This is a genomic window from Brenneria sp. g21c3, assembly GCF_040240345.1.
Classification (GTDB): domain Bacteria; phylum Pseudomonadota; class Gammaproteobacteria; order Enterobacterales; family Enterobacteriaceae; genus Brenneria.
In genome coordinates this window covers 23,305-44,966 of the sequence record NZ_JBEIAB010000018.1, presented here as the reverse complement: position 1 = coordinate 44,966, position 21,662 = coordinate 23,305, and the positions used below count along the sequence as shown (strand labels likewise).

Genomic DNA, 21,662 nt, shown 5'->3' with positions numbered 1-21,662 from the left:
CGCTATGCCTCGATTTATTTTACAACGACTGGCGGCCACGCTGCCGGTATTGTGCATCGTCGCGGTCATCGTCTTTCTGCTGTTGCGGCTGACTTCCGGCGATCCGGCGCTGATTCTGGCCGGAGACAGCGCGACGCCGGAGCAGCTGGCGAATATCCGTACCGCCATGGGGTTGGATAAACCGGTGCTGCAACAGTTCCTTATCTGGGTGGGCGGACTATTGCGCGGCGACCTGGGCGTCTCGCTGATTTCCGGCACGCCGGTGTCCGCCATGATCGCCGATCGTTTCGCTCCGTCGCTGGCTCTGTGCCTTTCCACCATCGTGGTGGCCATCGTGGTGGCGATCCCGCTGGGCATTATGGCGGCCTGGCAACAGGGCAAACCGCTGGATCGCCTGATCATGGCCGGTTCGGTTATCGGCTTCTCCGTACCGGTGTTCATCTTCGGTTATACCTTGATTCTGGTGTTTGCGCGCTGGCTGGGCTGGCTGCCGGTGCAGGGTTATCGGCCGCTGAGCGAAGGCATTTGGCCGTTTCTGGAGCGGCTGATCCTGCCGACGCTGGCGCTGAGCACGGCCTATATCGCATTGATTGCCCGCATCGTACGCACCAGCGTGATTGAAGTGATGGGGGAGGATTTTATCCGCACCGCGCGGGCGAAAGGGCTGAATGAGCGCGGGGTGCTGATTCATCACGCGCTGCGCAATGCGGCGGTGCCGATCGTCACCATCATCGGCGTCAGTATCGCCATGCTGATCGGCGGCGTGGTGGTCACCGAGTCGGTATTCAATATTCCGGGACTCGGACGACTGGTGCTGGAGTCGGTGCAGGCGCGCGACTATCCCATCATTCAGGCGCTGATCCTGATCTTCTCCACGCTGTACATCGTCATCAATCTGGTTATCGACCTGCTCTATGCCCTGATTGATCCGCGTATCCGTTATTAAGCCGAACAGGAGAATGGCAATGAGTTCAGAAACCTCGGTGGTTCCGACCGCGTCGACGGGCGGGATATCGGCCCAGCTTCGCGCCGGTTTGCTGACCTGGCCGGTGATGCTGGGCGCCGCCGTGCTGCTGATCGTGGTGGCGCTGGCGCTGCTCGCGCCCTGGATAAGCCACTACAACCCGATTGATATCGATCCGTCGCAACGACTTAAAACGCCGTCTGCGCTGCACTGGCTGGGTACCGACGCGCTGGGCCGCGATATTTTCGCCCGCGTGGTGTTCGGCGCCCGGCAATCATTAGTGGTCGGGCTGGGGGCGGTGTGCATCAGCGTGGTCATCGGATTGGCGATCGGCGTGGTCGCCGGCTATTTCCGGCTGGTCGACGCCATTGTGATGCGCATTATGGATGGGCTGATGGCCATTCCCGGCATTCTGCTGGCCATCGCGCTGGTTTCCCTGTCGGGCGCCAGCCTGTTTACCGTGCTGGTGGCGATTTCCATTCCTGAAATTCCGCGCGTGGTGCGGATGGTGCGCAGCGTCATCATGGGCGTTCGCAACGAATCCTACGTCGAGGCGGCGATTATTCTGGGGACGCCGGTGCCGGTCATTATGTGGCGGCACATGATGCCGTCTACGGTGGCGCCGCTGATCGTTCAGGGAACCTACATTTTCGCCTCCGCGATCCTGACCGAAGCCATCCTGAGCTTCCTCGGCGCGGGCATTCCGCCGGAGATCCCTTCCTGGGGCAACATCATGGCCGACGGCCGGGTCTACTTTATGATGCTGCCGGGCATGATCCTCTATCCGGGGATCCTGGTATCGCTGACGGTATTGAGCGTGAATGTGCTGGGGGACGCGGTGCGCGACGCGCTCGATCCCCGCATGGCGAAACGGTTATAGCAATGCGTTGCTTCCTGGTTTGACGTCCTTTGTTTGTCAAAGCGGGTTGAACGACAAGCCTCACAAGAACAGGAGTATCCATGGAGCCAATTCAATCCTCTGATGCGTCTCAGAGTACAGATCCGGTGCTGGACGTGCAGTCGGTTACCGTAAGAACCGGTAAGGCCGGCGAAGGTCGGGCGGTAGTGGAGAAGGTGTCCTATCAGGTGTTCGCCGGCGAGACGGTCTGCATTGTCGGCGAATCCGGCTCGGGAAAATCGGTGACGTCGCTGGCGATTATGGGGCTGCTGCCGGTCGGGGCGTTGACCGTGACGGCGGGCCGCATTCTGGTGGACGGCGAGGATGTGGTGCAGGCCAGTCCGTCGCGCCTGAGGGCGCTGCGCGCTTCCACTGTCGGCATGGTGTTTCAGGAACCGATGACCGCGCTGAATCCGGTGCAGAAAGTCGGTAAGCAGATCGATGAGGTACTGCGTATTCACACCCCACTGCCCGCCCAGGCGCGCAAACAGCAGATTATGGCGATGTTGGCGGCGGTTCACCTGCCGGATATCGAGCGCATTTACCACAGCTACCCGCATCAACTGTCGGGAGGACAGCGTCAGCGTATCGTGATCGCCATGGCGCTGATCCTCAAACCGCGGGTGCTGATCTGCGATGAGCCGACCACCGCGCTGGATGTGACCACGCAAAAGCAGATCCTGACGTTGATTAAGGAGTTGCAGCACAGCCAGCAAACGGCGGTGGTATTCATTACGCATGATTTCGGCGTGGTATCGGAAATTGCCGATCGCATTGTGGTGATGAATCGCGGAGAGCGGGTGGAAAGCGGCAGCCGTGACGACATTCTTATTCGTCCCGCCCAGGCGTACACCCGGATGTTGGTTTCTTCCGTTCCCAGCCTGTTGCCCCGGCATGCTTCCCGACCGATGACGCCGGACGCCATCGAAGTCATCGGGTTGGACAAGATTTACGAAGAGAAAAAATTCATGGGCGCGACCCGGCGAGTGGTGGCCGCCAACAACGTCAGCTTCCGCATTCGCCGCGGCGAGGTGCTGGGCGTGGTGGGCGAGTCCGGCTCGGGAAAATCGTCGGTGGCGCGTTGTCTGGTGCGGTTACAGGAGCCGAGCGGCGGCAGCATTATGCTGGGGAACACCGATCTGGTGAAAACCCGAGCCGCGGAGATGCGTGGGTTGCGGCGCAAGATACAGTTTATCTTCCAGGACCCTTATCGCTCGCTCAATCCGCGCCGCACGGTGGGCGATTCGCTGATTGAAGGGCTGATCAATTTCGGCACGCCGCGCCGGCAGGCGCTGGATATCGCCGGCAAGGCGTTGGAAATGGTGGGTCTATCGGCAGAGGTGATGTCGCGCTATCCGCATCAATTTTCCGGCGGGCAACGCCAGCGCTTATGCATTGCGCGCGCGGTGGTGATGGAGCCTGACGTGCTGGTGGCGGACGAAGCGGTGTCGGCGCTGGATGTCTCCGTGCAGGCGCAGGTATTGGATCTGCTGGAGGAAATACGCCGACGCACCGGCGTCGCCATCCTGTTCATCACTCACGACCTGCGGGTGGCGGCGCAAATCTGTCATTCCATCGTGGTGATGAAAAAGGGGGAGATCGTGGAAGCCGGCGACGCCGTTACGGTACTGAGCCGACCCAGTCATAGCTATACGCGTTCGCTGATTGAGGCGGCGCCGGGGCGGAATTGGGATTTCCAGAATTTTTGTCCGGCAGGCGCGTAGACCGCCGTCTGCCGATCTTACCGCCTTTATCCGATGCTTTCTCTGATGAAACAAGGAAACCAGCATGAAAACGACATCCGAACTGTGGCAACTCTCGGCCAGCGAAATCGCCAGTCTGATTCAATTGCGCGATATCAGCGCCCGGGAGGTGGCGCTCGCCAGCCTGCAACGGCTGGAGGCGGTGAATCCCGCCATTAATGCGGTGGTGGATTACCGCCCGGAAGATACGCTGGCGCAGGCGCGGGCGGTAGACAAAAAGCTGGCGACCGGCGAACCGGTCGGGCCGCTGGCCGGGGTGCCGGTTACCATCAAGGTGAATGTGGACCAAACGGGCTATGTCAATACCAACGGCTTGAAAGCGCAGAAAAACCTGATCGCCACGCGCGATAGCCCGGTGGTCACCAGCCTGTTGTCGGCCGGGGCGCTGAGCATCGGGCGCACCAATACGCCGGCGTTCAGCTACCGTTGGTTCACCGATAATCAGCTGCACGGCGCCACCCTTAATCCGCGTAATGCCGCGCTGACGCCGGGCGGTTCGTCCGGCGGCGCGGCGGCGTCGGTGGCGGCGGGGATCGCCGCCATCGGTCATGGTACGGATATCGCCGGTTCGATCCGCTATCCGGCCTATGCCTGCGGGGTTCACGGTCTGCGTCCGTCGTTTGGCCGCATCGCCGCTTACAACGCGTCCGGCGCCGAACGCACCATCGGCGGCCAGATTATGGCGGTCTCCGGGCCGATCGCCCGCAGCGTGGCGGATCTGTCGCTGGCGCTGCGGGCGATGTCGGTCGGCAGCGTCGACGATCCCTGGTGGGTGCCTGCGCCGCTGCATGGCCCCGATGCGCCGCGCCGCGCCGCGGTATGTCTGCGCCCCGACGGTATCGACACCGCGCCGGAAATCTGTCGGTCGCTGCTTGAGTCGGCGGACAAGCTGAGAGACGCGGGGTGGATCGTCGATGAGGTGGATGAACTGGTGTCGCTGGAAGAAGCGGTGGCGATCCAGATTACGCTGTGGATGGGCGATGGCTATGCCGGTATGGTTGCCGCGGCGGAGCGGGAAGGCGATCCCGGCGCCATCGCCGCGCTGGCCGGACAGAAAGCGATAGCCGAGAATATCGGCATCACGGAATTTTCACAGGCGTTGTCGCGTCGGCTGGGCATCGCCCGCGAATGGGGCGTTTTTCTGCAACAATACCCGGTTGTGCTGCTGCCGGTCAGCGCTTCGCTGCCGTTTGCCAATAATCTGGATTTGCAGGGCGAGGCCGCCTATCAGCACGTATGGCGTTCGCAGTTGCCGATGATCGGGCTGCCCGTCACCGGCCTGCCCGCGCTAAGCCTGTGTACCGGCTATCTGCCCGATAAGACGCCGTTGGGGATTCAGATCGTGTCGGGGCGTTTTCGCGAAGATCTGTGTCTGGCGGCGGGGGCGGATATCGAAGCACGCAGTCCGCGTTTGCCGCTGGCCGGCATACCTGACTGAGCCGACGCGGCGGGGCGTCAACGGATGGCGGCGTCCTGCCCGTTTTGCTGTTTCAGCCAGTCCGACAGTTTTTTCCCTTCGGTTTCGTTATGCCGCCAGGCTTCCTGCGACGCGCGCGGCCCGTCGCCGGCCAGCAGCGCTTCGACCATCGGCGTGTGTTGAGAAAAGATGTCGGCGGGACCGTCGGAGGTATAGACATTGCTGGTCATAATGTACAAGCGCACCTGCTGCTCCACCAGCGTGTACTGGTGAGCCAGCCGTTGGTGATTGGCGGCGTTGACGATGGTGTGGTGCAAATGCATGTCGCTTTCGCTGATGTCTTTCATATCGCCCGCCGCACAGTCGTCTTCCAGACGCCGGTATGCGCGTTCGATGGCCTGGCGTTGCGCCGGGTCGGTGTGTTCGGCCGCCAGACGCGCCGCCAGTCCTTCCAGACTGCCGCGCAGCGTCCACAGCTCCCACACGTCGTTGATCGACAGCGAGGAGACTTCCCAGCCGGTATAGGGGATCTGCACCAGAATGCCTTCTCCCGACAGGCGCTGAAATGCGCTTCTGACGGTGGCGCGCCCTACGCCGAGCTGTTCGGCCAGCGAGGTTTCGGTAAGGCGATCGCCCGGTTTAACCGAACCGGAAAGGATGTAGCTGCGCAGACTGTCGGTGGTCTGGGTTTCGATGGAGTTTTTCGTCAGCGGTTTTAAGCGGGAACGTTTTATCATAGGCGGACATGGCGCTCAGGAATCAGTGATGTCCGGATTATATAGGCGACGGTTGGCGATTGTCGACGCTATGCTTGCTTTATACGGCACGATTGTCGACAATCGACAATATCGCAATCAATTGGGATAAACAGTATATGGCGATAGATTCAGACGACATTGATATCGCGGCGGACGACAGCGGTCTGACGACCGGATTTATCAGCATGAGCGATGATGAGGCATTACAGCTTGCCCGCGCGCATTTCGGCATCGAGGGGCGGGTCAGGCGTCTGGCCACCGAAAAGGATGATACGTTTCGGCTAACCGATACCCACGGTCGGCAATATATTCTCAAAGTCGCCAATCCCGCCGAGCCGGCGGATGAGATACAGTTGCAAACAGCGCTGCTGAATTTTTTGCGGCAGACGGACGACCGGCTGCCGGTACCCGCGCCGATAGCCGATGTTCAGGACAATATGATGGTGCGGATAACCGATGCCGCGGGTCAGCGGCGCTATGCGCGCTTGCTGACGTATCTGGCCGGGACGCCGCTGGACAGCGTCGAGGCTTCGCCCCGGCAGCGGGAAAAAGTGGGGGAAGCGCTGGCCCGCTTGCGGCTGGCGATGGCCCGGTTCGAGCATCCCGCCGCGCACCGCACGTTGCTGTGGGATGTGAAAAATCTGGCCAATCTGCGACCGCTGCTGGCGTCGGTGGAAAATAAGCAACAACAACAGCTGCTTGAGCGCGGAATGGCACGTTTTCTGCATCTGTCGGAACGTATTCGGTCGCTGCCTTGCCAGGTGCTGCATAATGATTTCAGCCAGTCGAATATTATCGTCGATGCCGGCCGGCCCGATTTCGTTACCGGCATCATTGATTTCGGCGATACGGTATACACCGCCGTCGCCATTGATGTCGCCACCGCGTTGCTGAATCAACTGCCGCGGGACGCCGCCGCCAACCCGCCGGACGACCTGTTCGCCGACGGGCGCGATCTGCTGCGCGGTTATCTGAGACTGGCGCCGCTTAGCCGCGAAGAACTGGCGTTATTGCCTCATCTGGTGATGGGGCGCGCGATCGCCCGGGCGCTGATTACGCAGTGGCGCGCGCGGCGTTTCCCGGATAACGCCCGCTATGTTTTGCGTAATACCGAACCGGGCTGGGGACAACTGGCCTGGCTGCTGGCCCGCTCCAGCGATGAGCTTTCAACAACGTTTATGTCGATGATTCCGTTTTCAGGAGAACACCATGACTGATTCCCATGCCGGCCGCGGTAAAATGGTCAATGCCTTTAATCCCGATAATCTTGACCATCTCGATCCGGCTGACCGCGCCGCCATTGAGCGGCGCACTCGCCTGCTGGGGCCGGCCTACCGCCTTTTCTATCAGCAGCCGGTGGATGTGAGCCGGGGCCGGGGCGTGCGGCTGTATGACCGCAACGGCAATGAATATCTGGACGCCTACAATAACGTGGTTTCGGTCGGACATGCGCATCCCAGGGTCGCCGACGCCGTCAATAACCAGATGCGGACACTCTGCACTCATACCCGCTATATTCAGGACGGGATTCTGGATTACGCCGAACAACTGCTGTCTACGTTCGGCGGACGGATATTGGAGCAGGGTCACATGATGTTTACCTGCACCGGCTCGGAAGCCAACGATCTGGCGCTGCGCATCGCCCGCCATTACACCGGCCGGCAGGGTGTGATCATCACTGCCGAAGCCTACCACGGCAACTCGTTCCTGACGGCCGGTATTTCGCCGTCGCTGGGCGGGCATTCGCCGCTCGGCCAGTGGGTGCGCCGCGTGCCGGCGCCGGATTCCTATCGCCTTTCCCGCGCGGAAATGGGGCGGCGGATGGCGGAAGAGGTGGCTGCGCAGATTGCCGAATTACAGCGGTATGGCGAAGGGTTGGCGGCCTTTATTGCCGACTCGGTGTTTTCGTCCGACGGTATTTATACCGACCCCGCCGATCTGCTGGCGCCGGTCGCGGAAGTGGTGCGCGCGGCGGGCGGGTTGTTTATCGCCGACGAAGTGCAGTCCGGTTTCGCCCGCACCGGCGATAAGCTGTGGGGATTTCAGCGCCACGGTCTCGATCCGGACATCATTACCCTGGGAAAACCGATGGGCAATGGCTATCCGGTGGCGGCGGTGGCCGTCACCCATGAGGCCGTCGAGCGTTTCGGCCGCGACCAGCGTTACTTCAACACCTTTGGCGGCAATTCGGTGGCGATCGCCGCCGCGCAGGCGACGTTTGATGTGATCCGCGACGAGCGGTTGCAGGAAAACGCCAGCCGGGTCGGCACGTTCCTGCGCGCCGGCTTCCGCGAACTTGCCCGACGTTATCCGCAGATTGGCGATGTTCGCGGCGCCGGGCTCTATATCGGCGTGGAAATGGTCGGCGATCCTGAGCGGAAAACCCCGGATGCGCCGTTGGCGGCGGCGATTGTCAACGGGCTGCGCGAGCGGCGGGTGTTGATCTCGGCCACCGGCTACTCGGCCAACATACTGAAAATTCGTCCGCCGCTGGTTTTTTCACAGGCCGACGGCGAGCAACTGCTCGGCGAGACGGAAGCCGTGCTGGCGCAATTGACGTCGCGAGGATAATTCCGCGCCGGCGAACGGTGATGATTTGTCAGCGGGCGATCGCCGATCGCCCCTCCCGGCGCGCTTTTACGGCCGCGTTCGAGCGTAAAATCCCGCTATTTAAGTGATCCACTTCAATCTTTCATTCCCCTTGCCGAAATTTGTTATTTCCTTTGGCGAATTGTTGACAGAATCGATGTCAGGTCAATGAGGAGACGCAATGGCAATGGAACGCTTTCCGCCATGTCCCTCCAGGAGGCCGGTTGCGCCTGATGTTCCTCATTGCCTTCCCGGACGATGCGCGATAAGCCGTTCTCCGTCAGGAATAAGCGGTATTTGGACGGCACGCGGTCGGTGCGACGTCGTCATTGAACGCCGTGACTGAATTCACCTCCGTACTTTTCGCCGTCCACGGTTGGAAGAAACGGCATAACAGCATAATGAAGAGGAAAAGTGAGTATGGAACAGCTAACGACTGAAAAGGTAATGAATATACCGCAAGCCGGCGTGTTCGACTCGCTGGACGATGCGGTATACGCCGCGACGATGGCGCAGAAAATGCTGAACAGCATGGCGCTGCGTCAACGGGTTATCGACGCGATGCGCCACGCGGGCGAACGCTACGCGCAGGTGCTGGCGGAAATGGCCGTCGCCGAAACCGGTATGGGCCGGGTGATTGATAAATATACCAAGAATGTGTCCCAGGCGCGCGGCACGCCGGGTCTGGAATGCCTGGCGGCGGAAGTGTTGACGGGCGACAACGGCCTGACCCTGATTGAGAATGCGCCCTGGGGCGTGGTCGCCTCGGTCACGCCGTCCACCAACCCGGCCGCGACGATCATCAATAACGCGATCAGTATGATTTCAGCCGGCAACAGCGTGGTTTTCGCGCCGCATCCGTCGGCGAAAAAGGTTTCCCTGCATGCCATCAGCCTGCTGAACAAAGCGATCGTGGCGGCGGGCGGGCCGGCCAATCTGCTGGTCAGCGTGGCGAATCCCGACATCGAAACCGCGCAGCGGCTGTTTAAGTACCCCGGCATCGGCCTGCTGGTGGTGACCGGCGGCGAAGCGGTGGTGGAAGCGGCGCGTAAACATACCGACAAGCGACTGATCGCCGCGGGCGCGGGCAATCCGCCGGTGGTGGTGGATGAGACGGCGGATCTCGCCCGGGCGGCGCGTTCTATCGTTCGCGGCGCGTCTTTCGATAACAACATCATCTGCGCCGACGAAAAAGTGCTGATTGTGGTTGAAAGCGTCGCGGATGCGCTGTTGGCGGAATTGCAGCGTTATCAGGCTGTATTGCTGAGCGACGACGAAGTCGGGCAGTTGCTGCCGCAGCTATTGTCGAACATCGGCGAGAATGGCAAAGGGGTGGTCAATCGTGAATGGGTTGGCCGCGACGCGGCGAAAATCGCGGCCGGCATCGGCCTGGAAGTCGGCGAGCAAACGCGTCTGTTGCTGGCGGAAACCGACGCCGCGCATCCGTTTGCCGTCACCGAAATGATGATGCCGGTATTGCCGGTGGTGCGGGCCAGAAACGTGAAAGAAGCGATTGAGCTGGCGGTGAAGCTGGAAGGCGGCTGTCAGCATACCGCCGCGATACATTCCACCAATGTGAATAATATGCACCACATGGCCAGCATCATGAATACCAGCATCTTTGTGAAAAACGGCCCCTGTATCGCCGGTCTGGGACTGGGCGGCGAAGGCTGTACCTCGATGACCATCTCCACGCCGACCGGCGAAGGCGTGACCTCGGCCAGCACCTTTGTCCGCCGGCGTCGCTGTGTGATGGTGGATATGTTCCGCATCGTCTGATGCGGCCGCGTCGCCATCCCGTGGCCGTCATGGCGATAATGAGGCGACGGCCGCGGTGAAAAGGGCGTAATGAAAGAAGAGTGCATCGGGCGAATGTCCGGCGGCGCCGAGGATATCAGGGTATCGTCGACGTCACGGTAATTCGCCCGAACATGACATAAAGTATCGTCATCCGTGCCGGATTGTGGTGGTCGGCGCATGTTGTGGATACCGTTACGGTAATTGTCGAGGAGCGTACAATGACGAACAAACGCCCCAACTTGCATTCTCTGGATGCCATGCGTTATCCCTCAGCGGTGAAACCGGCATCGCAAGCTGAAGATGAATACGTACATCAACATTATACGCAGGATGTCTACGCGCAATCCTGCACCATTACGGCGTGGCAGCAGCTTTACGATCAGCTTCATCCCGGGCATTTTCGCGGCGAACTGACGGAACTGCTGTTCGACGGCGTTCAATTCTGCCACGAATACACCAATCTGGCGTTACGGCAGTCCTGCATGGTGTGGCCGGATGCATTCTGGCTGGGGATCCCGCTCGCCTGCGGCGAGACCGGCGCTATCGGATCGCAGACCATCGACGAAGGCAGCATCGCGCTGAGTCCGGGCGGCAAAGAGTTTGAGCTGAATACGCCGAACGAATACGCGATCCTGGGCGTGGTGATCTCCTATGACGTGCTGTTAAAACACACCGGTATGCTGGCGGAGCAGGCGCAGTTCTTTCAACTGTTGCAAGAACCCTCGGCGCTGAGGGTGGATACTGACAAGAAAAAAGCTTTATGGGCGTACATCCATCAGGCGCTGCGCCACGGCAGCCGGGATCCGCAAGGGATGCAGAGCGTCAGCAAAGTCCTTAACGATAATCTGCTGACGGCGGTGATCGCGCTGTTGGAAAGCGCCTGTCCGCCGCCTGCCAGCACGACCGACCGGCGAACGGGCTACCGGCGTCTGGTTTCCCGCGCGCGTGAATATGCGCTGAGCCGGATGTCGGAACCGGTGACGGTTCCCGATCTGTGCCGGGAACTGTTCGTCAGCCGCCGCACCTTGCAGAACGCCTTTTGCGAAACCCTGGGCGTTGGTCCGAATGCCTGGCTGAAAATGCTGCGGCTCAATGCGGTGCGGCGTGAATTAATCAGTCCCTTTTCGCGCTGCGACACGGTTAAGGACGCGGCGATGCAGTGGGGATTCTGGCACTTAAGTCAGTTCGCCAACGATTATCAGCGCTTATTTAATGAGAAACCGTCGGCGACGCTGCGGGCGCGATTGCGGGATTAGATGCGATTCGCCGGGCGATGAGCTGTATGTCAGCGCTCGGCGGGGCGGGGGACGCCGCTGCCGAGCGGGGGCGCCTCTCGTTCTGGTCGCCGCGATAGGGTCAGCGGGCGGTGGAACCGCGGATCACCAGCGTACCGGGGAAGGTTTTTTCCACGATGGGGTCGTTGTTGCCGCGAATGCGCGACAGCAACTGCTCAAGCGCGGCCCGGCCTATCTGGTAGGTCGGTTGTTTGAGCGTGGTGATGCCTGCGACTTCCGCCCACTCCATGTCATCAAAGCCCAGAAAGCCGATATCATTTCCCCAGTTCAGGCGCAGCCGACGCATTGCGCGCGCAATTTGCAGGGTCAAAGCGCCATTCGCTGAAATCACCGCCTTACGCATTCCGCGGTGGTCGTGACAAAACTCATGCAGGATGGCATCCAGTCGTTCCTGGTCGCTTAGCGCCACGTCGTTGTGGCAAGCCACTAATGACGGGTTATCCCGCATGGTCTGCTGAAAAGCCGTCAAACGCTCCTGGCGGGTGTTGACCAGCCCCAGGGGTTCGCTGAGGAATAAAAACGCTTCAAATCCCTGTTCGATCAAATGGCGGGTGGCTTCGACGGTCGCCGCCGGATTATCCAGCCCGACCATGTCGCATGATAAGCCGGGAATTTTGCGGTCAACCAGTACCATCGGCAATGAAGAGTGCTGTAGTCTGGCAAACGCGTCCTCCCGCATGCCCACCGCGTTTACCACGATGCCTTCCACGCTGTAGCTGCTGAACAATTGCAGATAATGCTGCTCCTGATCCACTTCATTATTGGTGTTGCACATCAGCAGGGTAAAGCCGTGCTTTTGGCAGGCGTCTTCCACGCCGCGCAGCACGTCGACGGAATAAGGATTAGTGATGTCCGCGATGATGATGCCGATCAGGCGGGTTTGTCCTTTTTTGAGGCCGCGCGCCATCTGGCTGGGGCTGTAATTCAGTTGCCGGATCGCGTTCTCGATGCGAAGTTTAAGGGCGTCCGATAACAGGCGCTGCTCGCCGTTCAGGTAGCGCGACACGCTGGTTTTCCCGGTTTGCGCCGCTTTGGCTACGTCGCTGATTGTTGTACGGTTTCCCTTACTTCTCACCACGCTATCCTCTGGATATGACCTTGCCACAGATTATCACAACCGCCCGACGTTTTACCTCGCCGCAGTTGATTGTATTGTCAATTGTCGCTATATTTCATGTACGGAATATTTCCGTACATGAGCTAAGCGTTCAAATTAGGCAGAAGAAGCAGAGGCCTAAAAGAATAAGTGTACATGGCAAGAAGCCATAAAGACCGTGTTGGTCGCCCCTGGAGACCAGGAGTAAGTGGCTACTTAACAACTTGAGTAGCCGAGGAGAGAAACAATGTCCGCACTTAAAAAGCAGCGTATCGACTTAAGATTAACCGATGACGACAAAAGCATGATCGAAGAAGCGGCGGCTCTATCTAACCTGACGATGACCCAGTTCATGGTTAGCAGTGCCGCAGAACGTGCGGCGGAAGTTATACAACAGCATCGTCGATTAGTTCTTAACGAAGAATCGTGGAACTTGGTTATGGATGCCATTGACAATCCGCAAGCACCGAATGACAAGCTGAAACGAGCGGCGAAGCGTCTACAAAACATGGAGTAGAAGCTGTGAGCAAGCTGACGATAGAGATGATCACCGATGATTTTCAATATGATTTTTTGAATTTTGACTGCGGTGAAGCGTCGCTGAATGTATTTTTAAAAGATCATCTCAAGCGGCAGCACGCCGGACAGATTTTAAGAGCCTATGTTCTCAGAGATGAAGGGGCGAAAATCCTGGGATATTACACATTGTCCGGCAGTTGCTTCGAAAGAGGCACGCTGCCGTCAAAGTCACAACAAAAAAAAGTCCCTTATCGCAATACGCCAAGCGTAACCCTGGGTCGTCTGGCTATTGACAAGTCACTGCAAGGACAAGGGTATGGCGTGACTTTGGTTACACACGCCATGAAAATCGTCTGGCAGGCTTCTAAGGCTGTGGGTATCTATGGGCTTTTTGTTGAAGCGCTTAACGACAAGGCCAGGCGTTTTTATGCGGCACTTGGCTTCATCCCTCTTGTCGGTGAGAATGACCATGCGCTGTTTTATCCCACCAAATCTTTTGAACAATTGTTTTCGGATAAAAAATCAAAACGCTACCCGCCGGCGCAGGCATAACGCAGCAGAGTATTCCGCACTCCCCGGAACCGTAGACAGCCATCGGCTGATATCAACATGGTATCTGCGATGCCCGTCATTCCCGCAAACACAACCCGTCATCCCCGCACCTCCCCTCGTCATCCCCGCATCTCCCTCGTCATCCCCGCGGCAGTAGGCGGGGATCAGTCTGCTGAAACCGTAAACCGCTACCGGTATTCCTGAAATATGTCATACCAGAGAATATTCCTGCGTAACAAAGCCGCTATTTCCATTTATAGCCTGCGCCCGATATAGACGCCCAGTCGACTGGGGGATGATTTTATCTATTTGAAATTAAATATAAAAAATAATTTTGCTGTGATTTTGTTCACATTCTGTTCGCGGCGCGATTTTTAATGGAACCGATACCATTTACTATGGCCACAGGAAAACAGAGGGCAATGCATTGGTGCTCACGGGAGTCGAGATGAAAAGAGAAATTGTGGTGGTTACGGCGGCTTATGGCAGCGAGCGGGTAAAACAACTGGGCGGTCAGGCCGCGCTGCTGCCGATTATCGCCGAGTCGGGCGCCGACGGTGTGGAAATACGACGGGAGTTGTTGACGGATAAGGAGTTACAAACCTTGCCCGCGCTGGCTGAGCGTATTGCCCGGCATCAATTATTTACGCTCTATTCCGTGCCTGAGGGGTTGTTCTCCGACAATGGCGATCTGAATCCTGGGTTGGAAACGCGGCTTGCGGAGGCCGGTGCGCTGAAGGCGCGGGCGGTCAAATTCTCGCTGGGCGGTTATCGCGCCGGTTATGACTTGCGCGAACTGAATGCCAGCCTCGGCGGCCGGTCGGTTCAGGTGGTGGTGGAAAACGACCAGACCAAAGCGTACGGCGTTTTGCCGCCGCTACAGGCGTTTTTCACCGACGTCCGGCAGAGCGGTTCGCCGATCCGCATGACTTTTGATATGGCGAACTGGCGCTGGGTGGATGAAGACGCAAATCAGGCCGCCGTCCGCCTGGCCGAATATGTCGGCTATATCCACGTCAAAGCGGCGCAACAGCGGAATCGCCAGTGGCATGCCGTCGATCTGGACAACAGCGACGGTAGCTGGCGTTCATTGCTTGCCCTGTTGCCGCAGCAGGCGATGCGCGGTATTGAGTTTCCTTTAGTCGGTCAGGATTTGACGGCGGTTACCCGGCATTACGTTAATTTACTGAGGGAGAATTAAAGATGAGCACCACTCTTCCACTGGATGTGATTACCTACGGTGAAGCCATGGCGATGTTTGTCGCCAATGAAAGCGGCGAGCTACGGCAGGCCGGCCACTTCACCAAACGTATTGCGGGCGCGGAGCTGAATGTTTCCATCGGTCTGTCGCGGATGGGGCTCAAGGTGGGTTGGGTCAGCCGGGTGGGAAATGACTCTTTCGGTCATTTTACCCTGGATACGCTGGAAAAAGAGGGGATCGATCATCAGTGCGTCACGTTGGACGCGCGTTTTCCTACCGGCTTTCAGCTTAAATCGCGGGCTGAAAATGGAACCGATCCCATCGTGGAGTATTTCCGCCGCGGCTCGGCCGCCAGCCACTTGTCGGTAAGCGATTTTGATCGCGAATATTTTATGCGCGCGCGCCATTTGCATCTCAGCGGCGTCGCGGCGGCCATCTCCGACAGTTCGCTGACGCTGGCCAACCATGCGGCGCGGGAAATGCGCGCCATGGGGAAAACCCTGTCGTTTGATCCCAATCTGCGCCCGGTGTTGTGGCCGAATCAGCGGGTGATGCGTGAAAAGCTGAACGAGCTGGCATGTCTGGCGGATTGGGTGCTGCCCGGCCTGAAAGAGGGGCAGATCCTGACCGGAAAGCAGACGCCGGAAGAGATTGCCGATTTCTATCTGTCCCAGGGGGTGAAGGCCGTCATCATCAAGCTGGGGCCGGACGGCGCCTGGTTTAAAACCCGCGACGGGCAGCGGCAGCATGTCGCCGCCGTGCGCGTGGAGAATGTCGTCGACACCGTGGGGGCCGGAGACGGTTTCGCGGTCGGCGTCATCAGCGCGCTGCTGGAAGAGAAAAGCATGGCGCAAGCCGTGATGCGCGGCAACCGAATCGGCGCGTTGGCGGTACAGGCCATTGGCGATAGCGAAGGGCTGCCGACCCGCGCGCAACTGGCGGAGTAAGTCGCCGGTCAATTCCGTATCAACCTCTATCACTGGAACCCTACACCTGGGTACGGATGCCCGACTGATAAATATTGAGGATGACAATAATGAAAAATCCCGTACTTTCTCAGAAACGCTGGTGGTACCTGATGCCGGTGATTTTTATCACCTACAGCCTGGCTTATCTGGATCGCGCCAATTTCAGTTTCGCTTCCGCCGCCGGCATCAATGATGATCTCGGCATTACCAAAGGCATGGCCTCGCTGCTGGGCGCGCTGTTTTTCCTGGGATACTTCTTTTTCCAGATTCCGGGCGCGATCTACGCCGAACGGCGTAGCGTGCGCAAGCTGATCTTCTGGTGTCTGATCCTGTGGGGCGGCTGCGCTTCGCTGACCGGCATGGTCAGCAATATCCCCGCGCTGGCCGCTATCCGCTTCTCGCTGGGGGTTGTCGAAGCCGCCGTCATGCCGGCCATGCTGATTTATATCAGCAACTGGTTCACCAAAGCGGAGCGTTCCCGCGCCAATACCTTCCTGATTCTGGGCAATCCGGTCACGGTGCTATGGATGTCGGTGGTTTCCGGCTATTTGATCCACGCTTATGGCTGGCGTGAAATGTTCATCATAGAAGGCGTTCCGGCGATTATCTGGGCGTTTTGCTGGTGGGTGTTGGTCAAGGATAAACCCGATGAGGTGAGTTGGCTGAGCAACGAGGAAAAATCGGCGTTGCAGGCGCAATTACTGGCGGAGCAACAGAATATCAAAGTGGTGCGTAACTACGCCGAAGCCTTCCGTTCGCGCAATGTCGTTCTGCTGTGCGCACAGTATTTTGCCTGGAGTATAGGCGTATATGGTTTTGTGCTGTGGTTACCCTCGATTTTACGCCACGGTTCCGATATGGGCATGGTCGAAGCCGGCTGGCTGTCCGCGGTTCCCTATCTGGCGGCGACGATCGCCATGTTGGTGGTTTCCTGGGCTTCCGACAAAATGCAGAACCGCAAGCTGTTCGTCTGGCCGCTGTTGTTGATCGGCGCGTTGGCGTTTGTCGGCTCTTATCTGCTGGGGGCGGATCATTTCTGGTGGTCTTACGCCATGTTGGTGATTGCCGGCGCGGCCATGTATGCGCCGTACGGCCCGTTCTTCGCCATTATCCCGGAAATGTTGCCGCGCAATGTCGCCGGCGGCGCGATGGCGCTAATCAATAGCATGGGGGCGCTGGGCTCGTTTTTTGGCTCCTGGTTCGTGGGCTATCTCAACGGCGCCACCGGATCGCCTGCCGCCTCTTATGTCTTTATGGCCGGCGCGCTGCTCGTTTCGGTTTGGCTTACCATCATTGTTAAACCGTCCGAGGCGCAAAAACAGGTGACGGCGGTAGTTTGACCGCTAGCCGTCAGGAGACGTTATACATGAAACAACCGATTGTATTGTATAAAAAAATCCCGCAAGACTTGCATCAACGACTGACGGAGCGCTTTGACGTGCGCTTTTTTGACGGCATCAATGCCGCCAATCAGTCCGACGTGATTCGCGCGCTAAGCGACGCCAGGGGCATGATTGGCGCCAGCGTGCCGGTGCGCGCCGCGTTACTCGATCATGCGCCGCAGCTTAAGGTCATCAGCACCATTTCCGTGGGCTACGATCAGTTTGACGTCGAGGATCTGACCCGGCGCGGGATAGTGCTGATGCACACGCCGACGGTGTTGACGGAAACAACGGCCGACACCGTATTCACCCTGATCCTGATGACCGCCCGCCGGGCGCAGGAGATGGGGGAACTGGTCAAGGCGGGCCGTTGGCGGCGCAGCATCGGCAGCGAATATTACGGCACCGACGTTCATCACAAAACCATCGGCATTCTGGGAATGGGGCGTATCGGTTCGGCGCTGGCCCGTCGCGCCAGCGCCGGATTCGCCATGCAGGTGTTGTACTGGAACGATCGGCCCAACCTTCAGGTGGAGCAAACGCTGGGCGCCCGACGCTGCGAACTGGATACGCTGCTGGCCGAGTCGGATTTTGTGGCGATCACGCTGCCCTATAGCGAGCAGACGCATCATCTGATCAACGCCGAGCGTTTACGCCGGATGAAGTCGAGCGCCATTTTAATTAACGGCGCGCGCGGACGCATTGTCGATCAGCCCGCGCTGATTGAGGCGTTGAAAAACGGCGTCATTCGCGCAGCCGGGCTGGATGTGTTCGAGGTCGAGCCGCTGCCCGCCGACTCCGAGCTGCTGAGGTTGTCAAACGTGGTGGCGTTGCCGCACATCGGTTCGGCGACGCATGAAACGCGCTATAACATGGCCGCGTGCGCGGTGGATAATCTGATCAAGGCGCTGGACGGCGAGACGGAAGAAAACAGCGTCAATGGCCAGCGGCTCAAATAAGCGAAGGACGCGCGGATAGCGGGTTAACTCGCTATCCGCGCGCCGGGAGCAGATCGGAGAACGCCAATCTACCTTGTTCCCGGCGTCACGTTGCCGAATGCCCCGGACTGATAGTCGCGAATCGCCTGCGAGATCTCTTCCCGGCTATTCATCACAAAAGGACCGTGCGCGACGACCGGTTCGTTCAGCGGGGCGGCGTGTCCGTACAGGATCAGCGCATCCGTGAACGCCGTGATATTGACCGCATCGCCATCATCATTCAATTCAATCAGATGCTGGGGATTGATCGGCACGCCGTCGATGGCCGTATTGCCGCGCACGGTATAGAGAAATACATTGTGTCCCGGCGGCGCCGGCAGCGTTACGGCGCCCTTGGGTTGCATGGCGACGGTCATCAGCGAGATACCGGTCAGCGAGGCGATCGGCCCCGTGGTTCCGGCAAACTCGCCGGACGCCAGTTTGACCTTTACCCGGCCGCCATCAAGCGGAATTTCCGGGATCTGATCTTTCTGTAGGCCGATATAGGCCGGTTTGGTCATTTTCAGTCTGGCCGGCAGATTCACCCACAGTTGAAGGATCTCCAGCAGGCCGCCGCTGCGTTTAAAGGATTCCGGCGACAGCTCCGCGTGTATCAGGCCGGAACCGGCCGTCATCCACTGTACGCCGCCGGCGCCGATGATATTTTCATGACCGCCGCTGTCCAGATGAGACAGTTCGCCGGCCAGAATGAAGGTGACCGTCTCGAAGCCGCGATGCGGATGCGGGCCAAACGGCAGACCCGCATTATTCGGTTGATATACCTGCGGCCCGTGATGGTTCAAAAACAGGAAGGGATCAATTTGCTCGACGTGGGGACCGGGAAGCGGCCGCACCGTCGAGAGATCGGCAATATCGTCTCTGTAGGCGGGGTGCTGAAATTTAATTGTTCTGCTGGTCATCGGGGATCCCCTGATCATGTGGCATGGCTTGGCGATAAACGCATTGATATACAGTGAATGCAACCGGTGATCACATCATAGCAGCCGGCGTGATATGCGGCGCGGATTCGTGTCGCGGTCAGGTCAAAAGCGCGCCGGCTTTGATTACTTTCACAGTTCATGCGCCGCGATTTCGCTATAGTGGCCCCCCGTGGGCCTGGTCACGCGTTAAGTGGAAGTCATTTGCGATGAAAATGCAGCTGTTATACGAATTTATTCTGTTGTCGGAATTGCTTAATTTCAGTCGGGCGGCGCAGAAAATGAATATCACCCAGCCGGTTTTAAGTCGTCATATGAAATCGCTGGAGGAACAATTCGGCGCTGAACTGTTCCGCCGTGATACCCACAGCGTAGAGCTGACCTCGACCGGAAAATTGCTGGCGGTGGAAGCGCGTAAAGTGATTCAGCAATATGAGAGTTCCGTCTCCATTGTCAACGCGTTTACCGGCAAAAGCCGACGCCGGCTGACCATCACCTTTCTGGGCGAAGCGATCCAGAACGTGCTGGTGGAGTTGTTAACCCTATTCCAGCGCAACCACCCGGATATTACCGTCGAGTGTCGTGATAGCGAATTGGATGAAGCTTTGCTGCTGCTGGAAGAACACACCTGCGATCTGGGCTTTTTATTGCGGCCTAACTTTCTGGAAAATAAAAAGTTTAACTCACTCTCCTTTCAAACCGATCCGATATGCGTGGCGGTCAATAAGAATCACCCGCTGGCCGGGCGGGGACGCGTGTCGCTGCGGGAAGTGGGCGAATGGCCGATCATTCGCATCGACCCCCGCGATTTTTTGTTGTCCGAAGCCTACAGTACCCGCTTTTTCGATTGCTATAACATTGATTTTAAACTGGATAAAGAGTATCCCAATCTCAAAACCTGTTGTTTTAATCTGGAGTTCAGGGATCGGGTCGCCTTGCTGATGCCGAAGCATCGCGGCTATCTACTTGGCGCCAACAGCGTATTACTGGATGTGCTGGAGCAGGATTACTGGTTTAACCTGGAACTGGTTTGGGATAATAAAAATACTAATCCCTGTATTTCTCTTTTTTTAAATGAATTTAAATGTTTTTTACATGAAAGGAATACTTTCCCGCTAAATGAATTCGCCGGATAAATCATTTATTAATTTATCCACCCTCAACTTCCCGTCGTCTGAAAATAGCGCCAATAGGTGAAATTTAATCGACATTAATTAAATGTGATTAATGTCTCATTAATACGCTATTGGCACGCTGTTTTTTGTCTGTTTATATTTTCAATTTTTGTTTTAATTTTTGTAATTTCCCTTGTTTTTTAAGGGTAAATTAATTTATTTTCATTTTATATTCAATGGCTATGTTGAAAGTGCATAACCGTAAAAATAAAAAGAATTTCTACCGATATCGGGCCGGTGTTAAGTTTTTATTGTCGGGAAACATCAGAGGTGAAATGTGAATGACATCACTTAAATCGACGTTGTTTCTAATAAATGCCAATAAAGAGAGACAGGAGTAAATAAATCATGGTGATTAAAGCCAATTATGAGTCCGATGCCGGAAAACGTAAAGAAATGTCACACAAGGAGTTAGGCACCATCCCCCATATGCCTTTCGAAGAGTATTCGGAAAAACTCAAACACTGTTTCACCATGAAGCGGCAGAACGGCATCCTGGAAGCCCGCCTGCATACCAATGGCGATAGCCTGCAATGGGGCGCGCCTGCGCATCAGGCGCTGCACTATTTCTTCGACTGGGCCGGCAGAGACCCGGACAACGAAATCATCATCCTCGGCGGCACCGGCAAGGATTTTATGAAAGGCATCGGCCGCTTGGATGAAAACGGCAACTGGCTGCCGGCCACCGAGTTCTCCTCCGCGCCCGATGAAGCGTGGAAAATGTATGAATATCAGTACTATGACGGCACCAATGACATTGAAGGGCAGGTGTTCGACGTTGAGGTGCCGACCATCGGCGTATGGAACGGCGCGGCTTTCCATACCGATCTGGTGCTGTTCAGCGATATCACCCTGTGTACCGAGGATGCATGGACCACGGAAATGCACTTCCGCGTCAATATGGTACCCGGCGACGGTATCCAAATCGCCTGGCGCGAATTGATGGGACGCAAGCGTTATGCCTACGCCGAACTGACCGGCGAAATCATCACCGCGCGCAAGGCGCTTTCCCTCGGGATGGTTAACGAAATTTGTCCCGATACGGAAGCCGCTTATGACCGCGCCTGGGAAATCGCCGAACTGATTATGCGCACCGGCACCCGCGTGACTCGCCGCATCACCACTCAGCAACTGCGCAAAGCCTGGAAGGAAGACATCGCCAACGAACTGCGTAACGCCTTCGCCACCGAAATGTTCGTTACCGCCACGGAACACTCGCCGCACGAAGCCAATTACTGGTTGTGGGCGCATGAAGAGGCGGAGCTGGTCAAGGCCGCTGAGAAAAAAGGCAAGGTCATTCGTCCGCGCATCAACGGCGGTCAGGAAGAAGACGAAATCAAGTAAGCGTCAACCGGCCTTCACAGGCGCTG

The 21,662-nt window shown here is 57.8% G+C and carries 19 protein-coding genes; 16 read left to right on the top strand and 3 right to left on the bottom strand.

Annotated features, from left to right (window positions below; translation table 11 throughout):
- Positions 1-4: 4 nt before the first annotated feature.
- The 4 genes from ABRZ28_RS20050 (at position 5) to ABRZ28_RS20035 (ending at position 5,063) form a co-directional block, all read left to right on the top strand.
- Positions 5-946 (top strand): ABC transporter permease, encoded by a 942-nt coding sequence (locus ABRZ28_RS20050; protein WP_330521290.1) that lies wholly within the window; start codon positions 5-7, stop codon positions 944-946.
- Positions 947-965: 19 nt separating this feature from the next.
- Positions 966-1,844, top strand: coding sequence for an ABC transporter permease (locus ABRZ28_RS20045; protein ID WP_330521288.1), 879 nt, complete (start codon positions 966-968; stop codon positions 1,842-1,844).
- An 80-nt stretch (positions 1,845-1,924) separates the two neighbouring features.
- Entirely contained in the window at positions 1,925-3,586 is a 1,662-nt protein-coding gene (locus ABRZ28_RS20040) for a dipeptide ABC transporter ATP-binding protein (RefSeq protein ID WP_319603962.1), read from the top strand.
- A 64-nt stretch (positions 3,587-3,650) separates the two neighbouring features.
- On the top strand, positions 3,651-5,063 hold the full coding sequence (locus tag ABRZ28_RS20035) for an amidase family protein (RefSeq protein WP_319603963.1): 1,413 nt from the start codon (positions 3,651-3,653) through the stop codon (positions 5,061-5,063).
- Between the two features lie 17 nt (positions 5,064-5,080).
- Here the strand turns inward: ABRZ28_RS20035 and ABRZ28_RS20030 are convergent, their stop codons facing one another.
- On the bottom strand, positions 5,081-5,779 hold the full coding sequence (locus ABRZ28_RS20030) for a GntR family transcriptional regulator (protein ID WP_319603964.1): 699 nt from the start codon (positions 5,777-5,779) through the stop codon (positions 5,081-5,083).
- A gap of 137 nt (positions 5,780-5,916) precedes the next feature.
- Here ABRZ28_RS20030 and ABRZ28_RS20025 point away from each other — a divergent pair, with 137 nt between their 5' ends.
- From ABRZ28_RS20025 to eutR, 4 genes are all read left to right on the top strand, one after another.
- Positions 5,917-7,017 (top strand): phosphotransferase, encoded by a 1,101-nt coding sequence (locus tag ABRZ28_RS20025; RefSeq protein ID WP_330521287.1) that lies wholly within the window; start codon positions 5,917-5,919, stop codon positions 7,015-7,017.
- A complete protein-coding gene (locus ABRZ28_RS20020) occupies positions 7,010-8,371 on the top strand; it encodes an aspartate aminotransferase family protein (protein WP_330521286.1) in 1,362 nt (453 codons plus the stop codon). Before ABRZ28_RS20025 ends, ABRZ28_RS20020 begins: the two co-directional genes overlap by 8 nt.
- Before the next feature lie 438 nt (positions 8,372-8,809).
- The gene (locus tag ABRZ28_RS20015) at positions 8,810-10,168 is read left to right on the top strand and encodes an aldehyde dehydrogenase family protein (protein WP_319603967.1); all 1,359 of its coding nucleotides are present in this window, start codon (positions 8,810-8,812) and stop codon (positions 10,166-10,168) included.
- 239 nt (positions 10,169-10,407) lie between these two features.
- Positions 10,408-11,445: an HTH-type transcriptional regulator EutR gene (gene eutR / locus ABRZ28_RS20010; protein ID WP_330521285.1), complete on the top strand. Its 1,038-nt coding sequence runs from the start codon at positions 10,408-10,410 to the stop codon at positions 11,443-11,445.
- A gap of 100 nt (positions 11,446-11,545) precedes the next feature.
- On the opposite strand, the gene ABRZ28_RS20005 is transcribed toward eutR, so the two are convergent.
- Positions 11,546-12,559, bottom strand: a complete 1,014-nt coding sequence (locus ABRZ28_RS20005; protein ID WP_330521284.1) for a LacI family DNA-binding transcriptional regulator — start codon at positions 12,557-12,559, stop codon at positions 11,546-11,548.
- A 268-nt stretch (positions 12,560-12,827) separates the two neighbouring features.
- Between ABRZ28_RS20005 and ABRZ28_RS20000 the strand changes: the two genes are divergently transcribed.
- The 6 genes from ABRZ28_RS20000 to ABRZ28_RS19975 all read left to right on the top strand — a co-directional run bounded on the left by ABRZ28_RS20000 (position 12,828) and on the right by ABRZ28_RS19975 (position 18,161).
- On the top strand, positions 12,828-13,097 hold the full coding sequence (locus ABRZ28_RS20000; protein WP_330521283.1) for a type II toxin-antitoxin system TacA family antitoxin: 270 nt from the start codon (positions 12,828-12,830) through the stop codon (positions 13,095-13,097).
- A gap of 26 nt (positions 13,098-13,123) precedes the next feature.
- Positions 13,124-13,651, top strand: a complete 528-nt coding sequence (locus tag ABRZ28_RS19995) for a GNAT family N-acetyltransferase (protein ID WP_330521320.1) — start codon at positions 13,124-13,126, stop codon at positions 13,649-13,651.
- 448 nt (positions 13,652-14,099) lie between these two features.
- Positions 14,100-14,852: a sugar phosphate isomerase/epimerase family protein gene (locus tag ABRZ28_RS19990; protein ID WP_319603971.1), complete on the top strand. Its 753-nt coding sequence runs from the start codon at positions 14,100-14,102 to the stop codon at positions 14,850-14,852.
- Between the two features lie 2 nt (positions 14,853-14,854).
- Positions 14,855-15,799: a sugar kinase gene (locus ABRZ28_RS19985; protein WP_330521282.1), complete on the top strand. Its 945-nt coding sequence runs from the start codon at positions 14,855-14,857 to the stop codon at positions 15,797-15,799.
- A gap of 89 nt (positions 15,800-15,888) precedes the next feature.
- Positions 15,889-17,160 carry an MFS transporter gene (locus tag ABRZ28_RS19980; protein WP_330521280.1) on the top strand — a complete coding sequence of 424 codons (1,272 nt, stop codon included), beginning with the start codon at positions 15,889-15,891 and terminating at the stop codon, positions 17,158-17,160.
- A gap of 26 nt (positions 17,161-17,186) precedes the next feature.
- Complete coding sequence (locus ABRZ28_RS19975; protein WP_319603974.1) at positions 17,187-18,161, top strand: NAD(P)-dependent oxidoreductase; 975 nt, start codon at positions 17,187-17,189, stop codon at positions 18,159-18,161.
- A 68-nt stretch (positions 18,162-18,229) separates the two neighbouring features.
- On the opposite strand, the gene ABRZ28_RS19970 is transcribed toward ABRZ28_RS19975, so the two are convergent.
- The gene (locus tag ABRZ28_RS19970; RefSeq protein WP_319603975.1) at positions 18,230-19,099 is read right to left on the bottom strand and encodes a pirin family protein; all 870 of its coding nucleotides are present in this window, start codon (positions 19,097-19,099) and stop codon (positions 18,230-18,232) included.
- Positions 19,100-19,326: 227 nt separating this feature from the next.
- Here ABRZ28_RS19970 and ABRZ28_RS19965 point away from each other — a divergent pair, with 227 nt between their 5' ends.
- Entirely contained in the window at positions 19,327-20,253 is a 927-nt protein-coding gene (locus ABRZ28_RS19965; protein WP_330521279.1) for a LysR family transcriptional regulator, read from the top strand.
- A 387-nt stretch (positions 20,254-20,640) separates the two neighbouring features.
- Positions 20,641-21,636 carry an enoyl-CoA hydratase/isomerase family protein gene (locus ABRZ28_RS19960; protein ID WP_319603977.1) on the top strand — a complete coding sequence of 332 codons (996 nt, stop codon included), beginning with the start codon at positions 20,641-20,643 and terminating at the stop codon, positions 21,634-21,636.
- Positions 21,637-21,662 lie beyond the last annotated feature (26 nt).